Raw genomic sequence first — 19,007 nt, 5'->3', positions numbered from 1 at the left:
AAAATTGCGCGATATACAAATTTTCGCCAACTCAACATTCAGTGATTGCCGCACAACCGAGCGAATAGAATCGTAATTCGCAGAAGAGCTAGTTTGGCTGTGCTAATTTATCGGTTCAAATAATCGGTTCATTTCAAAGATCAAGGAGCGATCATGGCGAGTGTGAAGGATTGGCCTGTAGCGGAACGACCGCGTGAGAAGATGGCTGAATTAGGTGTCGCGACCTTAACCGACGCTGAATTGTTGGCTATTTTATTGGGCACTGGTATTCGCGGCAAAGATGTAGTGGCGTATTCCCGCGATCTGCTTAGTGAGTTCGATGGTCTGGGTGGTATGTTAGCGGCGAGCGCTGAAACCTTGATGGAGCAACCTGGGTTGGGGCCTGCCCGCGTCATGCAACTCCAAGTGGTGATGGAGATATCGCGACGCTATTTGGCTTGGCAGTTACGTCGTGACGATGGTTTTACCCAACCCGCCATGGTGAGAGACTATTTAACCGCGCAACTACGACACCAGCAACGTGAAATTTTTGTGGTGTTGTTACTCGATAGCCAACACCGTTTATTAAAATACGTGGAATTATTCCAAGGCACCATCAATGCGGCGCCGGTCTATCCGCGGGAAATTATTAAATTAGTCATGCAACATAACGCAGCTGCCGTTATTCTCGCCCATAATCATCCATCAGGAGTAGCTGAACCAAGTCAGGCTGATCAACGGGTAACCGAGCGACTCAAGCGGGCCTTAAGTATGATCGACGTTGCCTTGCTGGATCACTTCGTTATTGGTGCTGGAACACCAGTTTCATTTGCCGAACGCGGACTCTTGTAGTAAAGTAGCGCCGCCGTTTACAGGATCAGAAAGATCAAAAAATATCAGCGATCACTTGATTGCCGGGCCGATTTGCTGTATAAAATGCGCCCTCGGATTCAAGGCAAGGCCGCGATGGGCGACAGGCGAGCTTGAAGCAATTTTGGAGTAAATAAACGATGTCACAAGTATGTCAAGTTACAGGAAAGCGTCCGGTTACCGGTAATAACCGTTCTCACGCGCGCAATGCGACCAAGCGTCGTTTCCTGCCGAACCTGCAATCTCACCGCTTCTGGGTAGAATCAGAAAAGCGTTGGGTTAAGTTGCGTATCTCTACTAAGGGTATGCGTATTGTTGATAAAAATGGTATCGACGCGGTGCTCGCAGATTTGCGCGCTCGTGGCGAGAAAGTGTAAGGAGCTAAACCATGCGTGATAAGATCCGTCTAGTTTCTTCTGCCGGTACTGGTTACTTCTACACTACCGACAAGAACAAGCGCAACATGCCAGAAAAAATGGAAATCAAAAAATACGATCCAGTGGTTCGTAAGCACGTGGTTTTCAAAGAAGCTAAAATTAAGTAAGCTTCTTCTGAGCACAAAAAACCCAGCTTGGCTGGGTTTTTTTGTGCCTGAAATTCCAAACCTTAACGCGTCGGATCAATCACCCCGTTGATACTCGTGTTGTGTCGATACCAACCGGTTATACTGAAGCGATCACGATTGCCAGCTAATACTTCATGCACAAAGACGTCGCTTAAAAATACAACTAATTTGCCTGCTTCTGGGAGTATGGTTTCGAGTACGTTACCACGCTCACCATACATTACCAGTTGACCACCATCGGCTTCCTGCCATTCTGGGTTTAAATAAAATACGGTGGTAAGAATACGATTACTGCGTCCTTTGAATGCATCAAGATGTTTACGGTAAAACGCACCGGGTGGATAGTGGGCTAAATGGCACTCGTAATCGAATAAGCCCATGAACAATTCACGATTCACTTGCAGGCGTAAATCGTCCATCATGGTTAAGTAAGCGCGCTCAAGCTCAATATCACGCTGCAACCAACGAATTTTATCTTGGCGTACGGCAGTGTTGGTGGTGTATTGATCGGCTCGACCAATACCAGCTTGTTGCCAATCAGACGCTTGCAACGATTGCGCATAATCAAACAAACGCTGACAATAGGGCGCTTCTAGAAAGTTCGGCACCACCACATAACCGCGCTCCGCGAGTTGATCAAAATCAATGGCGGAGGTACGAAATGCGTTGGCGTCAAGCTGTACAGGAGCCAAAATTGTCAATGCCGTTAAACTCCAAGATGCGTTGTTGCGTATCGATATCGTTGTCGCTGAAACTGCGGCAAGCAAACGTTGCGCGAATATAATGTAGCCAATGAATAAACACAAGCCACTGTGGATAGAGTATGCCTGAATTACCTGAAGTTGAAGTGAGTCGACGTGGCGTAGCGCCACACCTTGAGAATCAAGAAATTAGTCACGTCATTGTTCGTGATCATCGCCTGCGTTGGCCGGTATCGGCAGAATTAGAGCAGTTGGGCGGGGCGCATATTAGCCAGGTGGAGCGCCGTGCGAAGTATTTAATTCTGCACACTTCAAAAGGTTATGTGATCGTGCATTTAGGCATGTCCGGTGCATTGCGCGTGGTGCCGGCAGAGACCCCACCGGTTAAGCATGACCACGTTGATCTGGTGCTGACGTCGGGCTTCTGTTTACGCTTTAACGACCCACGTCGGTTTGGCTGCTGGCTCTATTCGAAAGAGCATCCGAGTTTAGCGCACCCGCTACTCTGTGAACTCGGCCCTGAGCCATTAACCGACGTCTTTGATGCCGACTATTTGTTTGCGGCTTCGCGTGGTCGCCAGCAGTCGATAAAAACCTTTATTATGGATAACCACGTGGTGGTTGGCGTGGGGAATATTTACGCTAATGAATCACTATTCAAAGCCGGCATCCATCCGAAACGCGCCGCAGGCAAAGTCAGCAAACAGCGTTATCAAAAGCTTGTTCCGATTATTAAGGCAACGCTTGCCAAAGCGATTGAACAAGGCGGCACCACCTTGCAAGACTTCACCCAAGTGGATGGGCAGCCGGGCTACTTTAAGCAGGAGCTGATGGTGTATGGGCGTGGTGGCAAATTATGTATGGCGTGTTCTGGTCGATTAAAAGAAATACGGCTCGGACAACGTAGCACGGTTTATTGCCCGAGCTGTCAGCGCTAAGGCATATGTCGTTGTAGGAATGGCACTAAGTGCGCAATAAAGCCCTCCGGATCGCTGATAAACGGTGCGTGACTGCATTTGGGGGCGACATAGCACTCACTCTCAGGTAGCCACTCACTAACGCGCTCAGCGACTGTTTTGGGCACGAGCGCGTCGAGTTTTCCATACATGCGCAAGCAGGGTACCTTTAATTCGGGCAGGCGCGAGCGGAGATCGACGCTCGCCAACATATCTAAACCGGCATCCAAAACCGCCACTGATGCCATCGGTTTAGCAAACAACCATTCTTTAATTTGTTTGACGTCTTCGCGGGCATGCGGTGAGCCCAGCGATTGCAGCGCCAAAAACCGTTCGACCGTGCGCTTGAAGTCTTTGCTAAGTTGCTTTGCGAAGGTGTTTAACACATGTGGCTCAATACCTGGCCAATCGTTTTCAGCAGGCCCGCTCTGCGAAGGAAAGAAAGGCGACGACGCCACCGTGGTTAAACTGCAAAAGCGCTCTGGGTGGCGCAACGCCAATTCGGTAGCCACTAACCCCCCGAGTGACCAGCCAATTAAATGACAACGTTCTGGCAACGCGGCTAAAGTCAGCTCGCAGAGATTGTCAAAATTCAACGGCATGTCATCTGGCCAAGGCGATTCGCCATAACCCGGCAAATCGAAGCGGTGCAGCGTGCCTACTTGTGCCAATGACGCCACAATTGGTGTCCAAATATTGGCGTTCAAGCCCCAGCCATGGAGTACAACAATATCCGTCCCTGTGCCCCTGACGGCACGCCAAACCGAAGCTACCATTTTAAATTCTCTATCACTGCGAAAGGATGCGTCTATGTTAGGGTATTGCTGGTTGTGTGATCAATCATTACGTATTGCGGAGACCAGTGGCTTATGCCAAGTGTGTCTGCATGATCTTCCGCGTTTACCACCGGCCTGTTTGCGCTGGCGCTGCCAACGCCCTGAATTAGCTTTAGGTCGTTATTGGTTCGCTGCATTTCGTTGGCAGCCAGATATTCAACATTTAGTGCATCGTTTTAAGTTTCAGCGTTGTCCAGAACTTGCCGGTATTCTTGCGCCTTTTCTTGCCGCTCAAGTGCAGCATTGTTACCGAGAACAACCGGATGCCTGGCCAGATATGTTGGTAGCGATGCCAATGACCTACAAGCGTTGGTGTCAGCGCGGTTATAACCAAGCCGGTTTACTTACCCACCAAGTCGCGCCGTTGCTGCAGCTACCAGTAGCCACCGGTTTATTGCGCCGAATTCGAGACGATGATGGGGCACAACACCAAGCAGGTGCCGCTCAACGATGGCAGAATATGTATCGCAGTATGCATTGCAGTCGGGATGTGAGCGGCTTAAAACTGGCGATTATTGATGATGTGTTGACCACCGGCGCATCCATGTCGGCGGCAGCCGATGCGTTGATGCGACGCGGGGCCAAAGTGGTTGATGCGTGGGCGCTGGCGTACGCCGAGCCGCATCAACCAGATAGGGAGGATTAGTGCGCGTGAGCAGCTTCGGCTGCTTCTGCAGCCGCCGCTTCTGCATTTTCTTCATCGCTTAAGGTGGGTCGAACCTCAGGTGCTAAGAAAATCGCATTACTCAGTAATTTTGCACTGCCATAGAAGAAGGCACGGAAATTCATGTCATCAGCGAAAGCAATGACACGACCAGAACCTTTACGGTGCGCGACAATGGCAGCTTTGTCAGCTAAAACCTCACGGTTTGGTTTGGCGGTGAAGCCAGCTAACAATGGCTCTTTCTCACTGTATTTGGCGACAGTAACAAAGGGCTGCTCAGGCACAACCATGGCATTGGTGCTGTCTTTAAATACCGGCAGATTGGCACGCGGGTAACCAAATGCAAGTGGGTGCGTGGTATCTAGCTGCACTTCAAAAATGGCACCAGCAAGGCGACGTTCGCCATAAAAATCGTCCATATCCCCATAGCTCAAGTCTTCTTGTTTAAACGCTTCGCGGAAGGTTTTGGCTTCGACGAACTTCGCACCAAGAATGTCATGCTCACTTAACCATTTCGCGCCGCCTTGTTGGCCAATAATTACACCACCGTTATTGACCCAGTTACGGAGCATATCGGCGCTGCGTTTATTTAGGTTAGAGTAACGGCCGTCAACCATAATGATATGGGTGTAGCGGCTCAAATCTGAGCGGTTCAAACGGTCGGTATCAACCATTGATACTGGAATACCAACGTGACGGTCTAAGTAATACCAAGCTTCACCCGCTTCGTACATATTGGCATCGGTACCGACAACCATCATGACGTTAACAGGTTTTACAGGTGACAAGTTGCGGCTACCGAGATCCATACCACGGGGCGTTAAACCTGAAGTAATGGCATGAACTTTCACTTGGTTATCGGTTGCAATCTCGGCCAATTTCGCTTGTACATCGGCCCAATCATGTTCTTGATAAGCGCGTGTGACAACAACGGTGCCTGGTGTAAACGTGTAGTCGCCGTCGGTTGTTTTTGCGGTAAATTCTTGGTTGGCCTGACGCACATGTACACCGGCTTGCAGCAAGCGGTTTAAGGTACGCGGCGAGAAGTAATTGTGCCACTCAAACGCGTAAGCATAGGCGTCTTGCGCCAGCTCAACTTGCTGCGAGGCAGGCTTTTGCCATGGCGTCTCAGAGGTTTTAATACGCCAACCGTCAAACTTATCAAAGTTCACATTAAACGCATGTGGGAATGTCCACGCTGATACGTCATAGAAGGTGTTGTCTTTGAAGCTTTGCTGATCCATAAAAATGGCGCGAATTAATACGTACTGCTCTTGAGCAAGCGGCACATAGTAGCTTTCATTTGCAGGATAAGTTGTGCCATCAATTTTGATGGTATCGGTTAACGCATAGGCTTTAATACCGTGCTGTGACAGCACGTTAAGCATCTCGTTTACACGTGCTGGGTCGGTTGAATCACCAATCAAATAACCTTTGAAGCCAGCCTTATCTGCTGCCGCCATGGCATCGTCATAAAAACGTTGCTGATAATCGTTAAACCAACGCTTGTTGGCATGCGCGCCATACATGCTAGTTAACGAAGTCGTAAATTGGTTTTGAATAGTGAACGGGAACTCTAAAACGCCATTAATCGAATCTTGGGCGTGACCGCGGCTTGATGCTTGCTCAAACAAAATACCAATCGCGCCTTGAACGTCTGGGTAGGTTGAACCTTTACCCACGTAAAAGTCATCAAACGCCTCTTCGGTAAAATATAAACGGCCTTGCTCATCAAGCGCTGCTGCGTGGCCCTCGGCCAGGGTTTGCGTCAGCTTGACGTTTTCATCTGGCGTATTCGGGTTTTTACGCGAAGGAATGCCTGGCTGGAAGAAGAAGGTGCTATCGGTTCCCATTTCATGGAAATCAGTTAATACATTCGGTTTCCATTTTTGGAAGTTAGCAATGCGAGCGCGTGATTCTGGGTGTTGTAACAGCAGCCAATCACGGTTGAGGTCGAACCAATAATGGTTAACACGGCCGCGAGGCATCGGTTGTACGTGCTCACGATGCTGAGTATCACTCACAAGATTCTGACTCTTGTGTTGGTTCGCCCATTGCGCAAAGCGCGCTAAACCGTCTGGGTTGTAGCTCGGATCGAGTAAGATAATGGTGTCTTTTAATACTTGCTCAATTTTATCGCCTTGTGCGGCGGCTAGATAGTAGGCATATAGCAGCGCTGAGTTACTGCCGCTCGGCTCGTCACCGTGAATGCTGTAACCCATGTATAAAACAAGAGGTGCCTTGTCTGGGTCGCCTTTGCGGTTTGGATCAGACAATGCAATGTGCGCGTCGCGTAGCTCATCAATATTCTGATGGTTTTCTGGTGTGGTGACCGTAACCAACACCAACGGGCGACGTTCATGAGTATAGCCCGTAATTTCAAACGAGAAGCGGTCAGATTGTTCTGACAATACTTCCATGTAACGCACTAATTGCTCAGGTCGAACATGCCATTCACCTACTTCATACCCGAGTACCTCTTGTGGTGTCGAAATATCAGGGTTATAGGTGACATCTTTTGGTAAATAGTCGTCTAACGTGGTTGCTGCGGCTGTTGCCGTGGTCAGTAACCAAACAAGCGCAATCGAAATAATACGAGCCATACGGTTTTCCTATCTTGCATCGCGAAAATGAATCTCCCGAAGCTAACAAAATCTGTTGCTCTTCCCAAGTTGATTACTATGCAATGCGCGAAATTTGCGATAAGATATACCTTACTAAATTACTCAGGTATAGCAGTGAGGTGGTTAACCCATGATTCGTATTACAGAAAGTGCTCAAGCACATTTTCGCAAGCTACTTGCCGATCAGCCGGATAATACTAATATCCGCGTGTTCGTGGTGAACCCGGGTACCCCGTCAGCTGAGTGTGGCGTTTCATATTGTCCGCCAGATGCGGTTGAGCCGGATGATGAGTTGTTGCCGTTTAGCGGTTTTGACGCTGTGGTTGACTCAGGCAGTGCACCATTTTTAATTGATGCGGTCATTGATTTTGAAGAACAAGATCTTGGCTCACAGTTAACCTTAAAAGCACCCAATGCCAAGGCCAAAAAAGTCGCAGACGATGCACCGTTAATTGAGCGCGTTGAATATGTGATTCAATCAGAAATTAATCCGCAATTAGCCAACCATGGCGGTAAAGTAGCAGTCAACCATATTACTGATGACGGCATTGCCGTGTTGCAATTCGGTGGTGGCTGTAATGGTTGTAGTATGGTTGATGTAACCTTGAAAGAAGGTATTGAAAAAGAACTTGTACAGCGCTTTCCTGGTGAGCTAAATGGCGTTCGAGACGTTACAGAGCACCAGCCTGGCGAACATTCGTACTATTAATTTTGTGTAAAAATTAATCTTGTATAAGTTTTAAGAGTGATCCCATTCTAATTCTTTCTTCGTAGTGTGATTTGCCTATACACACAATGAGGATTAAATCATGAATGGGATCACAAAACTTGGTCTCGCGCTGTCAGCAGCAGTTTTAGTCGCTGCTTGCGGTAGCGATAACGACACCCCCGATAATACCGTAACACCACCGCCGCCGCCACCAGCGTCGACGTATGTGCGTGTTCATCACTCGGTTGCTGACGCACCTGATGTCAACGTTCTTGTTGATGGTACGGCAGCGCTTGAAGCTGTGCCGTTTGGTGCTTCATCAGGCGTACTTGAGCTTGAAGAGGGTACCTACAGCATTCAAGTGGATGGTATTCTTCCTGACGAAAGCGTTGCGACAGTTATTGGTCCGGCGGATCTCGAATTCGGTGGTGATAACCGTTACGAAATTTTCGCCGTTGGTAGTGTCACTGACGAAACCATCGCCCCGCTTGTTATTGAAAACCCAGTCTCAGATATTCCAGATGGTAATTTCCGCTTGCAGGTGGTGCACGCCGCGCCAAATGCTCCGGCGGTTGATGTTTACCTCACAGCAGTTGACGCTGATTTAAGCGCCGAACAACCAGCTGCAACCCTTGAATTCACCGATTACACGGCGCAATTAGATGTGCCAGAAGGTGAATACCAAGTGCGTATTACTGCAGCTGGTGATGCAAGTGCCGTGGTATTTGAAAGTGGCGCGTTAGACTTAGCTGCTGGTGCTGATTTGGTTGTGGCTGCTGTAACCAACACCGGTACTGGTGATTCACCTGTCATGTTGCAGGTAGCGGATGGTGAAAGTGCACAAATTCTTGCTTCAGCGGATGCTGGTGGCGAGTTGCGCATTATTCATGCTAGCGCCGATGCACCGGCAGTTGATATTACGGTAAACAATGCCGAGACACCTGCGGTAGCAGACCTCGCCTTCTTAGAGTTTACCGATTTCATTAACTTGCCAGGCGATACTTACTTAGTTGATGTTGCTGCCGCAGGTGGCACGCCAGTGGTAATTGATGACGCAGAGTTGGCGCTCGCTGAAAGCCAACGTGTTAGCGTATACGCGGTCGGTGAATTAGGTGATTCGTCACTAACTTTAGCGGTTGTTGAGGACGACGCGCGTCGCATTGCAACGGCAGCACAAGTGCAGTTAGTGCACGCCTCGCCAAGTGCAGGTAACGTTGATATTTATGTGACAGCAACCGATGATTTAACGGATGCAACGCCTGCGTTTACTGACGTGCCATTTAATGCAGCCGGTTTAGTATCAACTGGTTACGTTGCACTAACACCAGGTACTTACTTTGTAACAGTTACCGCAACGGGTACTCAAACAGCGGCAATCGGGCCAATTGAGCTTACTTTGGAAGGTAACGGGGTTTATACCGCGGTTGCGGTTGATGCCACAGGTGGCGGCTTACCACCACAGCTTATTTTGATGGATGATCTTGCACCAGCAATGTAAGCCCTTTATAGCGTAGGTAGAGCCACTGGCTTACACCTCGCGCTAATAGGAACAAACTCAATGCCAACCACAAGCCGTGGTTGGCATTGCTTTCTGAAAACCACCATTGACTCATCAACCACACGGGCACGAACACACCCAGTACACTAACCGCCATGGTATTACGCATCGCACGTGTTAAGCCCAAGCCGATATAAACGCCATCAAAGTAATAACTCCAATGTCCAAGCAGCGGCATGACAACTAGCCATGGCAAATACATTTCGGCAACCTGAATCACATCGCTTAAATCAGTAAGCAATCGCACAATCTGTGTACCCGCTATCCCGAAAATGATGCAATAAGCGATAGCGAATAACACCGACCAGATCAGCGACAAACGCATCCAATAACGTATTTTTGTGACATCTTTTCTACCCCGGGCGGCGCCCAATAATGCTTCAACCGCATAAGCAATGCCATCTAATCCTAATGAGATGAGCATTAAAAACTGCATCAGTACAGCATTGGCGGCTACCACGACCGCGCCAAAGCGCGCCGCATAGCCAGTCATAACCGCCATACACAGTTGCAGTAACAACGAACGAATGAAAACATCACGGTTCATGGCAGCGAATTGTTTGAAGTACGCTGGGGTGATACGCCAATAAGCGGGCTTTGGAAGCAAATCACGAATGAACCATAATCCAAGTGCAGCTGTCGAAATTTCGGCAAGCACGGAAGCCCATGCAGCGCCGTGAACGTTCAGTTCCAGCCCGATAATTAGGATAACGTCAGCAACGACGTTGACCGCATTGGTAAAAATTACCAATATCATGGCTAAGCGACTTTGTTGGCGGCCAAGCAAAGCGCCGAGAACTAGTAAGTTTATCAGTGCTGCAGGCGCCGCCCAGAGGCGAATACCGATATATTGGGCGGCATAGTGTTGGAGCTCTGGTTCTGGATTGATGACCAGCCAAGCTAAATCAATCAGCCAAGGACGAGCCAACAGAAGCAGCAGACCAAGACCCATCGCTATGGCGACACCATGCACCACTACCCGTTGCGCAAGGTGGTGATTCTCAGCACCAAATGCATGAGCGATCTCTGCCGTAGTTGTCATCCGTAAGAAGATAGCGAGCAGGTAAACAAAGCTAACAACCATTGCACCAAGAGCAACTGCGCTTAGGTAGATAGAGTCAGGCAGATGTCCAATAATAGCGGTATCGACTAAACCCAATAACGGCGCCGCAATATTTGATATGATCATCGGCAAAGCAATGGCAAAAATAGTGCGATGATCAGCACGTTTGCCCAACCAAGAGGGGAGTTTTTGAATGCGTTTCATGATTTTCTTATTCGCACTATTAAGTAGCGTCGCATGGGCTGCTCCAAGTAGCGTCGCGATTCTTCAATATCATCATATTGGTGATGATACACCGCGCGTCACTTCGGTAACAGCCGAAGAGCTTGAAGCTCATTTCGCTTGGCTGAAAGAAAACAATTTTACGGTGTTGTCATTAGCTGAAATTCAACAACGCTTCGAGAACGGTGAGTCAGTACCGGAATATACTGCGGCAATTACCATAGATGATGGCTGGCGCAATGTTTATCGCGAGGGACTCGAAGTCTTTAAAAAATACAATTATCCGTTCACGATTTTTGTGAATCCGAAGTTGATGCGGGAAGCTTCGTCACAATATATGGGGTGGGAGCAATTGCGCGAATTGCAAAAATATGGCGCGCATATTGCCAATCACTCAAACAGTCATTGGCACATGACTTGGCGCCATCAAGACGAAACAGGGCAAGCATGGCGCGAGCGCGTGTTAGCTGATGTGCTCGATGCGCAAGCGGAGATTGATGAACAATTGGGCGAGCAGCCACGGCAGTTTGCATATCCGTATGGTGAATATGATGTGGCATTAGAAGAAATGTTGGCAGAGCATGGCTTTATTGCCTTTGGTCAGCACTCAGGCCCGTGGACGCAGCATAGTCCAAGCACCGCAATACCGCGTTTTCCGGCTTCAGCGCAGTACGCAAATCTTGAAAGCTTGGCGACCAAGCTGAAAAGCTTAGGATTACCGCTTGTTTCGGCCGAACCTAAAGCGATGTTGGTGGCACCGGATGAAGTTACTCCGTCATTTCGTGTCGAAGTCACTTCGATTGATGATTTCAATCCAAATCAGATGAATTGCTTTGCTGGCGGCGATGTTTTGCAACCGCAATGGGAAGGTAATACCTTCACCGTGCAACTTATAAAAGAACTTCCAGTTGGTCGTTCGCGGGTTAATTGCACGGTGCCGAGTTTGTCACAGCAAGGGCGCTTTTATTGGTATTCGCACCCATTTATTCGCGCTGATCAAAAAGGCCGTTGGCCCGATTAGTTAAAGCTCGAGGCAATGATGGCGAAGTCGGTGGCCATGGTGTCCATGTTCACGGTTGGTACTTCGCCCATCACATGTTCAGCTTTAAAAATCGCTTGGCGTTCGCCATTAGGGTTGACCAAAACAATGGCCGCACTGTGGTTCACTAAGTAGTCAGTTTCGCCTTCTTCAGGAATCGAATACATCAAACCAAGGCCATTCACAAACGGATATAGCTGTGGATGCTCCGCACGAATACCCACAAACTCTTCTCCAAAAAATGAAGCGTAATCGGTAACGCGTTTCACTGTGTCACGTTGTGGGTCAACCGAAATCATCCATACGCGTACCGGTAACTCGGTATGCTTTGTGAGTTGCGGTAGGGCTTTGCGTAGATCGGCCATTGTTGTTGGGCAAATATCGGGGCAAAAGGTATAGCCCGTAAATAGCAAGGTCCATTGGCCCTTTAGGTTGTCGTTAGTGACATCACGACCTAAAGAACTTTCCAGTGTAAACGATTCAAGTGCACGCGGCGGGTCATAAACTAGCGCCTGAGGCTGCGGTTTGGGTAGCGTGTTGTATATAACCACACCAGCAACCAAGGCAATGAGGGCAACAACGCTAATGAGTAGTTTTTGCATACCGCTTACTCCGAAATCTAAATGTATTTAAAACGCTGGCGTGACTAAGTAGTGGTCCGCTAACAAAAGAATGAATAATCCGAATAACTGCCAAATTGAGAATTTGAACATATTAAAAGCGGTTAACTTACTTGGCGAAAACTTCAACTTCCACGCGTAAACTAAGAACCAAATACTTAGAATGGTTGAGCCAATCAAATAGATAACACCCGACATACCAATAATGTACGGTAACAAGCACACCACACCTAATAAAATGGTATAGAGCAGAATACATGTTTTCGTGAATTCAATGCCATGCGTGACCGGCAGCATTGGAATATCAGCTTTCGCGTAATCCTTCGCACGGTGAACTGCTAAAGCCCAGAAATGCGGCGGCGTCCAAGTGAACACAATCATCACCAGTAATATTGCGAACGGGTGAATTTCGTTGGTGACTGCGGTCCACCCTAACAGTGGTGGTGCGGCGCCAGCGAGACCGCCAATGACAATATTTTGCGGTGTCGCACGCTTCAGGTACATGGTGTAAACAATGGCGTAGCCCACTAGGCTAGCAAGTGTTAACCAAGCCGTTAGCATATTGACCCAAAGAGCTAAAACCGCAAAACCCAACGCGCCAAGCACTGCGGCGAAGGTTAATACGCGGCGAGGCGACAAGGCACCTGATGGAAGCGGACGTCGCAAGGTGCGAGCCATACGTGCATCGATATGTCGGTCAACTAAATGATTCACTGCAGCGGCAGAACCAGACATGAAGCCGATTCCAATCAGACCAGGAACCATAATTTGCCACGACACCCAAGTGGGAGAGGCTAAACACATGCCTACCAAGGCCGTGAGCAATAGCAGTAGCACCACATTCGGTTTGGTTAAGGTTAAATAGTCACGCCAGCTGGCATGTTTTTTATAGGTTGCGGCAAGCGCTTCATCGGCGCTTGCTAGTTGTACTTGTTCTGTCATCTGTCGTACCCCGCCGCTCATGCATTGCGAGCGATCTTATAATTTAATCCAATTAAGCTGAGCAGTAGTAAGGCGCCAACTGCGTTGTGTGCAACAGCGACTTTCAGTGGCAACATAAAAATGACGTTGCTAAAACCGAGCGCTAACTGCACTACCAGTGCCACCGCTACCCAATTTAAACTGCTGCGAATGACTTGGGTTTGAGTGCGACGATAGCCTAGCCACAATAGAAGTCCGACTACAACGGTGGTGAAGTACGCGCCAAACCGATGTGCAACGTGCATCGTCATTCGCTCAGCGTAATCGTGCGCACCATATTGATAAGTGTCAGCTGCTGGTACAGAAAACGCACCGGCGAAATCAAGACGTTCACCCCAATTACCTTCGCAGAACGGCAACTCGGTGCATGCCATTGCTGCATAGTTAGCGGCAACCCAACCGCCAAGCGCAATTTGTCCGAAAACGACAATAAGTGCGAATAGCGCAAAACCGCGTAGCGACCGCATTTTCGAATCACCTAGTGGCATATGCACGCGTTCAAGTCGCAATTGGAGTAAGTACAGCAGTGAAATGGTCGTAAAGCCACCCAACAGGTGTCCCATAACGATCAACGGCTGTAAATTCATAGTGACAGTCCACATACCGAGTGCGGCTTGGAATGTGACTAATGCAAGCAAAAATACGGGTAACCCAACCGGTTGGGAAGGGTCGTGACGACGGCGCACAAATGCGGCAATTGTAATAGCAAGAATTACCAAGCCTAAGGTTCCGGCCGCATAGCGATGAATCATTTCATTCCATGCTTTCTGTGATTCGAGCGGTGCGTGTGGGAACAGCTCGACGGCTTTCTCGGCATCTTTTGGCACCGTTAACTCACCATAACAACCGGGCCAGTCTGGACAACCCAAGCCGGCGTCGGTTAAGCGCGTATACGCACCAAGAACAATCACTACAAATGCCAATAAAACACTGATTTTGACAAACGTACGCATAGCTCTAACCTACCTTTGAGAGTTTCAACAATGTGCGAAGATCGGCGAGTAGATTCTTCGCTTCCGCCCGCATTGCTTCTTCGTCAGCATGCGTTGGGTAATGCAACACCACATTACCAAGCGGGTCGATAATGAAGAGGTTATGAGCAGGTAATTGGGTTACAGCAAGTTCTAAATCGCCATTTTCGATATGTTTTACAAGTGGTACGTTGGTTAAATCGAGCGTGGTACCGGTAGCGGTAATAAGAATCGGGTTAACGCGGTCGGTCTCTTTGCCAAGGGCGACATCTAATTGATTCATGGCATATAACCCTTGCATGCATGCGTCGCTGCAATTTCCATCATCAACTAGGGCTACGCGCCATCCTTCAGGTAGTACTGAGTTTAAATCGCCAAGCTCAATCGGTGGCACTAACATGGTGCCCTTGTTTGTCACTGCGCCTTGATACCAATTTTGATCAAGAACGAGTTTTGCGCCAATGACAGGAATTAAAAATGCGAGTACGACACCAATTAGCGTTGCTCGCGATCGTTTTACGTTCGTCATGGTCATTCCTCTGTTGTTATTTTTTTGGAACGGCTGGCAAACCAAAATACCAATAAACATGCGAGCGCTAGCGAAAACCATTGCATTGCGTAGGCTCGATGTTTTGAAGGTGTCATGACTTGCGGTTGCCATTGACGTGGCCACCCAAACTCAGCAGTTTCTGAGAGTAGCACCACATAGGGCTCAATGGGAAGTTGTGTTGCTTCGCTTATTGCGTTGGCGTCCAGTTGGGTAACACGAACCGGCCAGCGATTGGCTTCAACATAGGTTTCTCCCGCCCCCCATACTTCGGTTAGCTCTGGCTTATAGAATAGTCCGTCGACGGTTACTTTACCTTGAGGGAGTGCTACCTGCGGCAGTTGCTGTCGGTCTTGCCCCCAAGGCACCCAGCCCATGTTTACCATCACAATGCCGCTGCGACCGGCTGTGAATTCAACGTCAAGGAGGCCAATAACCTGGTAGCCCGCCTTACCTTCCAATATTTGATTATCAAGTAGTAAGTAGTTTTCTAAAAATGTACCTGCGACGGACACTTCAGCATAGCGGACGATATCATTGAACGGTTCATCTGAATGATTCAGGTCTATCGGAGTGGATTGCCGAGCTTCGTAGTCGGCGAAGAGTTGTTCTTTTTCATTGGCGCGGTCAAGTTGCCAGAATCCAAGCTTGACCAAAATTGTAATTGCCAGCACAGTGAGCACTGTCGCAATGAGTTTACTTTTACGCATGGTAAACCCTGCCCACAATTACTCGATAGGAAGCTGTGATGGTCATTACTGCAAAAATCATATTGGTACTACTCATGTTATTTATGGTCGTTAATTTGTTTCGTGCATTATTTGCAATGCTGCGTAACGACCCGACCAAACCATCAATGACAAAGTACTTGGGACAACGTGTGCTGTTTTCAGCTATTGCCATTGTGGTGATCGTGATACTGCTGGCTTCCGGTGTACTGGTGCCAAATCCGCGGCCGTACTGACGTTTTACGCCAGTACGGCGTTAGTTACTACAATTCGTTTTACGTTATAAAACGTACACAAAGATAAACAAGCAAACCCATACCACATCAACAAAGTGCCAGTACCAGCTCGTTGCTTGGAAAGCAAAGTGATTGTCTGGCGTGAAGTGGCCTTTGATAACACGTAGGAACATGATGATTAGCATCAAGGTACCGAGGGTAACGTGCATACCGTGGAATCCGGTGAGCATGTAGAAAGTGTTACCGTAAATGCCTGAATCGAGCGTCAAACCAAGTTCTTCATACGCGTGCACGTACTCTGCACCTTGTAAGTACAGGAAGATACAGCCGAGAATAATGGTGATACCGAGCCAAACGGTGAGTTGTTTTCGGTTATTCTTCTCGAGGCCTACGTGAGCAAAATGACAGGTAACACTCGAGACAATCAGAATAATGGTGTTGTAGAGTGGTAAGCCCATCCAACCCATTGCACCTGACTCGGTGCCGCCTGGCGTTTGTGTCAGTGGCCAATGTGCTTCAAAACCAGGCCACAGCACTTCGTTTGTCATGGCATTGTTACTCGCGCCGCCAAGCCATTCAACAGCAATAACGCGGGCATAGAACAAGGCGCCAAAAAACGCAGCGAAGAACATAATTTCCGAGAAGATAAACCAGCTCATACCTTGACGGTACGAATGGCCGAGTTGATTGCTGTATAAGCCAGACATTGACTCATTGATTTGATCGCGAAACCAACCAAATAACATCACAATCATTACGGCAATGCCGCCAAAAAGAACGTTTGAGCCCCAGCCGTCGGCGGCTTCATTTTTCATGTCAATAACGGTGTGGCCTGCACCGAAGGCAATCAAGCCGAGTCCAATTGCACCCACAATAGGCCACGGACTTGAGGCCGGTACATAATATTTTTCGTGTTGTTGTGCCATAAAACGAATCCTCAGTCTGCCGATGTTGCCGCTTCAAACGAAGCAATAACATCCGGTTGAGCATTGGCTGTCATATCGTACATGGTGTATGACAAAGTCAACGTGTGTATGTGTTTAGGAATGTCAGGGTCTAAGTAGAACTGCATTGGCATTTTTGTATCCGCACCGGCAGCAAGTGGCTGTTGGTTAAAGCAAAAGCATTCGGTTTTGTTTAAATACAAACCCGCCTCGCCTGGAGCAACCGATGGAATCGCTTGCGCGACCATATTTTGCCCGGTTGGATTGCGTGCCAAGAAATTCACCACTTTCGTTTCGCCCGGATGGACACGAACTGACTTTACTTCCGGTTCGAAACCCCACGGCATTCCTTTGTTAACCCGAGTTATAAATTGCACATTAATGGTGCGCGAGGTGTCGACACTACGTGTATTCGCGGCGGCTTGTTCATTCTTAGTGCGGCCGTTGAATCCAGTAATATCGCAGAACACCTCGTACAGCGGCACCAGTGCAAAGCCGAAACCAAACATGCCGACGACCACAAAGAGCAAGCGTCTTACGACGCGCGCATTGTCTGCGCGCGGTGTTGGGTTTGGTGTTGGGCTATTGGTAGTCATGACTACTTCACCTCAGGTGGTGTTTCAAAGGTGTGGTATGGCGCCGGTGACGGCACTGTCCACTCGAGACCTTCTGCACCTTCCCATGGTTTCGCTGGTGCTTTCTCACCGCCGCGTACACATTTGATAACCACCCAGAGGAATATCAATTGGGATAAACCAAATGCGAAGCCGCCAATACTAACGATCTGGTTAATATCCGCGAATTGCAGTGAGTAGTCAGGGATACGACGTGGCATACCTGCAAGACCAGCAAAGTGCATTGGGAAGAACAGTACGTTGACGGAAATTAGCGAGCACCAGAAGTGCCATTTCGCTAAGGTTTCGTCGTACATGTACCCCGTCCATTTTGGTAACCAGTAGTAAGCTGCCGCCATAATCGAGAAGATTGCACCGCTCACCAATACATAGTGGAAATGTGCCACCACGAAATAGGTGTCGTGATACTGGAAGTCCACTGGAGTAATCGCGAGCATCAAGCCTGAGAAGCCGCCAATGGTGAATAGAATCACGAACGCGAGGGCAAACAACATCGGTGTTTCAAAACTAATTGAACCCCGCCACATGGTGGCAACCCAGTTAAACACCTTCACCCCAGTTGGTACTGAAATCAGCATGGTTGCGTACATGAAGAATATCTCCGCCGCAACTGGCATACCGGTGGTGAACATGTGGTGCGCCCAAACAATGAAACTCAAGCCGGCAATGGCTGCTGTTGCATATACCATCGATGAGTAACCGAACAGTTTCTTACGAGAAAATGCCGGAATAATCGCCGAGATAATACCAAATGACGGTAGAATCATGATGTAAACTTCGGGGTGTCCAAAGAACCAGAAGATATGCTGGAACAACACTGGGTCACCGCCACCGGCCGCATCAAAGAAGCTGGTACCGAAGTATTTGTCAGTGAGCACCATGGTTACCGCGCCGGCAAGTACCGGCATTACTGCAATCAGCAAGAACGCGGTGATAAACCATGTCCACACAAACAGTGGCATCTTCATGTAGGTCATGCCCGGAGCACGCATGTTCATAATGGTAACAATCACGTTAATCGCGCCCATAATGGACGAAATACCCATGATGTGAACCGAGAACACGAACAATGCAGTTGAGTCGCTACTGTAGGTGGTTGATAGTGGTGCGTAGAAAGTCCAACCGAAAGCCGGACCACCGCCTTCCATAAACAACGATGCAAGCAGGATTGCAAACGCAAATGGCAGAATCCAGAAGCTCCAGTTGTTCATCCGCGGCAATGCCATATCTGGGGCACCAATCATCATTGGAACCATCCAGTTAGCAAGGCCAGTGAAAGCCGGCATAACCGCACCAAACACCATAATCAGACCGTGAACGGTTGTCATTTGGTTAAAGAAGTGCGGGTCTACAAGTTGTAGGCCTGGTTGGAATAACTCGGCGCGAATAACCATCGCCATGGAGCCGCCAACCAAAAACATGATGAAACTGAACCATAAGTACATTGAACCAATGTCTTTATGGTTCGTCGTGAATAACCAACGGGTAATACCCGATGGCGCGTGGTGGTGATGATCGTGGTGATCCATCTCGCCAGCAACTGTGCTCATATCGGGTCT

21 protein-coding genes are annotated in these 19,007 nt (G+C 48.6%); 9 read left to right on the top strand and 12 right to left on the bottom strand.

Annotated elements, in window-relative coordinates:
* Positions 1-153: 153 nt before the first annotated feature.
* From radC to rpmG, 3 genes are all read left to right on the top strand, one after another.
* Complete coding sequence (gene radC, locus LG272_RS01085; protein ID WP_126759671.1) at positions 154-831, top strand: DNA repair protein RadC; 678 nt, start codon at positions 154-156, stop codon at positions 829-831.
* Between the two features lie 158 nt (positions 832-989).
* Positions 990-1,226 carry a 50S ribosomal protein L28 gene (gene rpmB / locus LG272_RS01080; RefSeq protein WP_092857738.1) on the top strand — a complete coding sequence of 79 codons (237 nt, stop codon included), beginning with the start codon at positions 990-992 and terminating at the stop codon, positions 1,224-1,226.
* Positions 1,227-1,237: 11 nt separating this feature from the next.
* Entirely contained in the window at positions 1,238-1,393 is a 156-nt protein-coding gene (gene rpmG / locus LG272_RS01075; RefSeq protein WP_092857736.1) for a 50S ribosomal protein L33, read from the top strand.
* A gap of 62 nt (positions 1,394-1,455) precedes the next feature.
* Here the strand turns inward: rpmG and LG272_RS01070 are convergent, their stop codons facing one another.
* A complete protein-coding gene (locus tag LG272_RS01070) occupies positions 1,456-2,115 on the bottom strand; it encodes a 2OG-Fe(II) oxygenase (protein ID WP_338068858.1) in 660 nt (219 codons plus the stop codon).
* A gap of 122 nt (positions 2,116-2,237) precedes the next feature.
* On the opposite strand from LG272_RS01070, the gene mutM reads away from it, so the two are divergent.
* Entirely contained in the window at positions 2,238-3,053 is an 816-nt protein-coding gene (gene mutM / locus LG272_RS01065; RefSeq protein ID WP_404409051.1) for a bifunctional DNA-formamidopyrimidine glycosylase/DNA-(apurinic or apyrimidinic site) lyase, read from the top strand.
* Here the strand turns inward: mutM and bioH are convergent.
* Entirely contained in the window at positions 3,050-3,847 is a 798-nt protein-coding gene (bioH, locus tag LG272_RS01060; RefSeq protein WP_404409049.1) for a pimeloyl-ACP methyl ester esterase BioH, read from the bottom strand. The genes mutM and bioH overlap by 4 nt on opposite strands.
* 34 nt (positions 3,848-3,881) lie before the next feature.
* On the opposite strand from bioH, the gene LG272_RS01055 reads away from it, so the two are divergent.
* The gene (locus LG272_RS01055) at positions 3,882-4,553 is read left to right on the top strand and encodes a ComF family protein (RefSeq protein WP_404409047.1); all 672 of its coding nucleotides are present in this window, start codon (positions 3,882-3,884) and stop codon (positions 4,551-4,553) included.
* Here the strand turns inward: LG272_RS01055 and LG272_RS01050 are convergent.
* On the bottom strand, positions 4,550-7,174 hold the full coding sequence (locus LG272_RS01050) for a M14 family zinc carboxypeptidase (protein ID WP_404409045.1): 2,625 nt from the start codon (positions 7,172-7,174) through the stop codon (positions 4,550-4,552). The genes LG272_RS01055 and LG272_RS01050 overlap by 4 nt on opposite strands.
* Positions 7,175-7,325: 151 nt before the next feature.
* Here LG272_RS01050 and nfuA point away from each other — a divergent pair, with 151 nt between their 5' ends.
* Both nfuA and LG272_RS01040 read left to right on the top strand, forming a co-directional pair.
* The gene (nfuA, locus tag LG272_RS01045; protein ID WP_126759666.1) at positions 7,326-7,904 is read left to right on the top strand and encodes a Fe-S biogenesis protein NfuA; all 579 of its coding nucleotides are present in this window, start codon (positions 7,326-7,328) and stop codon (positions 7,902-7,904) included.
* 100 nt (positions 7,905-8,004) lie between these two features.
* The gene (locus LG272_RS01040; RefSeq protein WP_404409043.1) at positions 8,005-9,402 is read left to right on the top strand and encodes a DUF4397 domain-containing protein; all 1,398 of its coding nucleotides are present in this window, start codon (positions 8,005-8,007) and stop codon (positions 9,400-9,402) included.
* Here LG272_RS01040 and LG272_RS01035 read toward each other — a convergent pair.
* Positions 9,368-10,729 carry an MATE family efflux transporter gene (locus LG272_RS01035; protein WP_126759664.1) on the bottom strand — a complete coding sequence of 454 codons (1,362 nt, stop codon included), beginning with the start codon at positions 10,727-10,729 and terminating at the stop codon, positions 9,368-9,370. The two genes, LG272_RS01040 and LG272_RS01035, sit on opposite strands and share 35 nt — an antisense overlap.
* Here LG272_RS01035 and LG272_RS01030 point away from each other — a divergent pair.
* Positions 10,719-11,768, top strand: a complete 1,050-nt coding sequence (locus LG272_RS01030) for a polysaccharide deacetylase family protein (RefSeq protein ID WP_404409041.1) — start codon at positions 10,719-10,721, stop codon at positions 11,766-11,768. The two genes, LG272_RS01035 and LG272_RS01030, sit on opposite strands and share 11 nt — an antisense overlap.
* Here LG272_RS01030 and LG272_RS01025 read toward each other — a convergent pair.
* The 5 genes from LG272_RS01025 to LG272_RS01005 are packed head-to-tail and all read right to left on the bottom strand — an operon-like array spanning position 11,765 to position 15,615.
* Positions 11,765-12,388, bottom strand: coding sequence for an SCO family protein (locus tag LG272_RS01025; protein WP_126759662.1), 624 nt, complete (start codon positions 12,386-12,388; stop codon positions 11,765-11,767). The two genes, LG272_RS01030 and LG272_RS01025, sit on opposite strands and share 4 nt — an antisense overlap.
* A 27-nt stretch (positions 12,389-12,415) precedes the next feature.
* A complete protein-coding gene (cyoE, locus tag LG272_RS01020; protein WP_404409039.1) occupies positions 12,416-13,348 on the bottom strand; it encodes a heme o synthase in 933 nt (310 codons plus the stop codon).
* A 17-nt stretch (positions 13,349-13,365) separates the two neighbouring features.
* The gene (locus tag LG272_RS01015; RefSeq protein WP_126759660.1) at positions 13,366-14,340 is read right to left on the bottom strand and encodes a heme A synthase; all 975 of its coding nucleotides are present in this window, start codon (positions 14,338-14,340) and stop codon (positions 13,366-13,368) included.
* A 4-nt stretch (positions 14,341-14,344) separates the two neighbouring features.
* A complete protein-coding gene (locus LG272_RS01010) occupies positions 14,345-14,887 on the bottom strand; it encodes a hypothetical protein (protein ID WP_126759659.1) in 543 nt (180 codons plus the stop codon).
* 2 nt (positions 14,888-14,889) lie between these two features.
* Complete coding sequence (locus LG272_RS01005; protein WP_404409037.1) at positions 14,890-15,615, bottom strand: SURF1 family protein; 726 nt, start codon at positions 15,613-15,615, stop codon at positions 14,890-14,892.
* Positions 15,616-15,653: 38 nt separating this feature from the next.
* Here LG272_RS01005 and LG272_RS01000 point away from each other — a divergent pair, with 38 nt between their 5' ends.
* A complete protein-coding gene (locus tag LG272_RS01000) occupies positions 15,654-15,869 on the top strand; it encodes a DUF2909 domain-containing protein (protein WP_126759657.1) in 216 nt (71 codons plus the stop codon).
* A 44-nt stretch (positions 15,870-15,913) separates the two neighbouring features.
* Here the strand turns inward: LG272_RS01000 and LG272_RS00995 are convergent, their stop codons facing one another.
* The 3 genes from LG272_RS00995 to ctaD are packed head-to-tail and all read right to left on the bottom strand — an operon-like array spanning position 15,914 to position 18,998.
* The gene (locus LG272_RS00995; protein WP_126759656.1) at positions 15,914-16,795 is read right to left on the bottom strand and encodes a cytochrome c oxidase subunit 3; all 882 of its coding nucleotides are present in this window, start codon (positions 16,793-16,795) and stop codon (positions 15,914-15,916) included.
* 11 nt (positions 16,796-16,806) lie between these two features.
* Positions 16,807-17,409 carry a cytochrome c oxidase assembly protein gene (locus LG272_RS00990; RefSeq protein WP_126759655.1) on the bottom strand — a complete coding sequence of 201 codons (603 nt, stop codon included), beginning with the start codon at positions 17,407-17,409 and terminating at the stop codon, positions 16,807-16,809.
* Between the two features lie 2 nt (positions 17,410-17,411).
* Positions 17,412-18,998, bottom strand: coding sequence for a cytochrome c oxidase subunit I (gene ctaD, locus LG272_RS00985; protein ID WP_126759654.1), 1,587 nt, complete (start codon positions 18,996-18,998; stop codon positions 17,412-17,414).
* Positions 18,999-19,007 lie beyond the last annotated feature (9 nt).

Origin of the sequence: Pseudidiomarina marina (assembly GCF_044807045.1) — a bacterium.
GTDB lineage: Bacteria > Pseudomonadota > Gammaproteobacteria > Enterobacterales > Alteromonadaceae > Pseudidiomarina > Pseudidiomarina marina.
This window is presented reverse-complemented; position numbering and strand designations above follow the sequence as displayed.

Bases quoted from the DNA above. Each gene is read 5' to 3' on its own strand.
- radC (WP_126759671.1), top strand. From the start codon at position 154: ATGGCGAGTGTGAAGGATTGGCCTGTAGCGGAACGACCGCGTGAGAAG.
- rpmB (WP_092857738.1), top strand. From the start codon at position 990: ATGTCACAAGTATGTCAAGTTACAGGAAAGCGTCCGGTTACCGGTAAT.
- rpmG (WP_092857736.1), top strand. From the start codon at position 1,238: ATGCGTGATAAGATCCGTCTAGTTTCTTCTGCCGGTACTGGTTACTTC.
- mutM (WP_404409051.1), top strand. From the start codon at position 2,238: ATGCCTGAATTACCTGAAGTTGAAGTGAGTCGACGTGGCGTAGCGCCA.
- bioH (WP_404409049.1), bottom strand. From the start codon at position 3,847: ATGGTAGCTTCGGTTTGGCGTGCCGTCAGGGGCACAGGGACGGATATT.
- LG272_RS01055 (WP_404409047.1), top strand. From the start codon at position 3,882: ATGTTAGGGTATTGCTGGTTGTGTGATCAATCATTACGTATTGCGGAG.
- LG272_RS01050 (WP_404409045.1), bottom strand. From the start codon at position 7,174: ATGGCTCGTATTATTTCGATTGCGCTTGTTTGGTTACTGACCACGGCA.
- nfuA (WP_126759666.1), top strand. From the start codon at position 7,326: ATGATTCGTATTACAGAAAGTGCTCAAGCACATTTTCGCAAGCTACTT.
- LG272_RS01040 (WP_404409043.1), top strand. From the start codon at position 8,005: ATGAATGGGATCACAAAACTTGGTCTCGCGCTGTCAGCAGCAGTTTTA.
- LG272_RS01030 (WP_404409041.1), top strand. From the start codon at position 10,719: ATGCGTTTCATGATTTTCTTATTCGCACTATTAAGTAGCGTCGCATGG.
- LG272_RS01035 (WP_126759664.1), bottom strand. From the start codon at position 10,729: ATGAAACGCATTCAAAAACTCCCCTCTTGGTTGGGCAAACGTGCTGAT.
- LG272_RS01025 (WP_126759662.1), bottom strand. From the start codon at position 12,388: ATGCAAAAACTACTCATTAGCGTTGTTGCCCTCATTGCCTTGGTTGCT.
- cyoE (WP_404409039.1), bottom strand. From the start codon at position 13,348: ATGACAGAACAAGTACAACTAGCAAGCGCCGATGAAGCGCTTGCCGCA.
- LG272_RS01015 (WP_126759660.1), bottom strand. From the start codon at position 14,340: ATGCGTACGTTTGTCAAAATCAGTGTTTTATTGGCATTTGTAGTGATT.
- LG272_RS01010 (WP_126759659.1), bottom strand. From the start codon at position 14,887: ATGACGAACGTAAAACGATCGCGAGCAACGCTAATTGGTGTCGTACTC.
- LG272_RS01005 (WP_404409037.1), bottom strand. From the start codon at position 15,615: ATGCGTAAAAGTAAACTCATTGCGACAGTGCTCACTGTGCTGGCAATT.
- LG272_RS01000 (WP_126759657.1), top strand. From the start codon at position 15,654: ATGGTCATTACTGCAAAAATCATATTGGTACTACTCATGTTATTTATG.
- LG272_RS00995 (WP_126759656.1), bottom strand. From the start codon at position 16,795: ATGGCACAACAACACGAAAAATATTATGTACCGGCCTCAAGTCCGTGG.
- LG272_RS00990 (WP_126759655.1), bottom strand. From the start codon at position 17,409: ATGACTACCAATAGCCCAACACCAAACCCAACACCGCGCGCAGACAAT.
- ctaD (WP_126759654.1), bottom strand. From the start codon at position 18,998: ATGAGCACAGTTGCTGGCGAGATGGATCACCACGATCATCACCACCAC.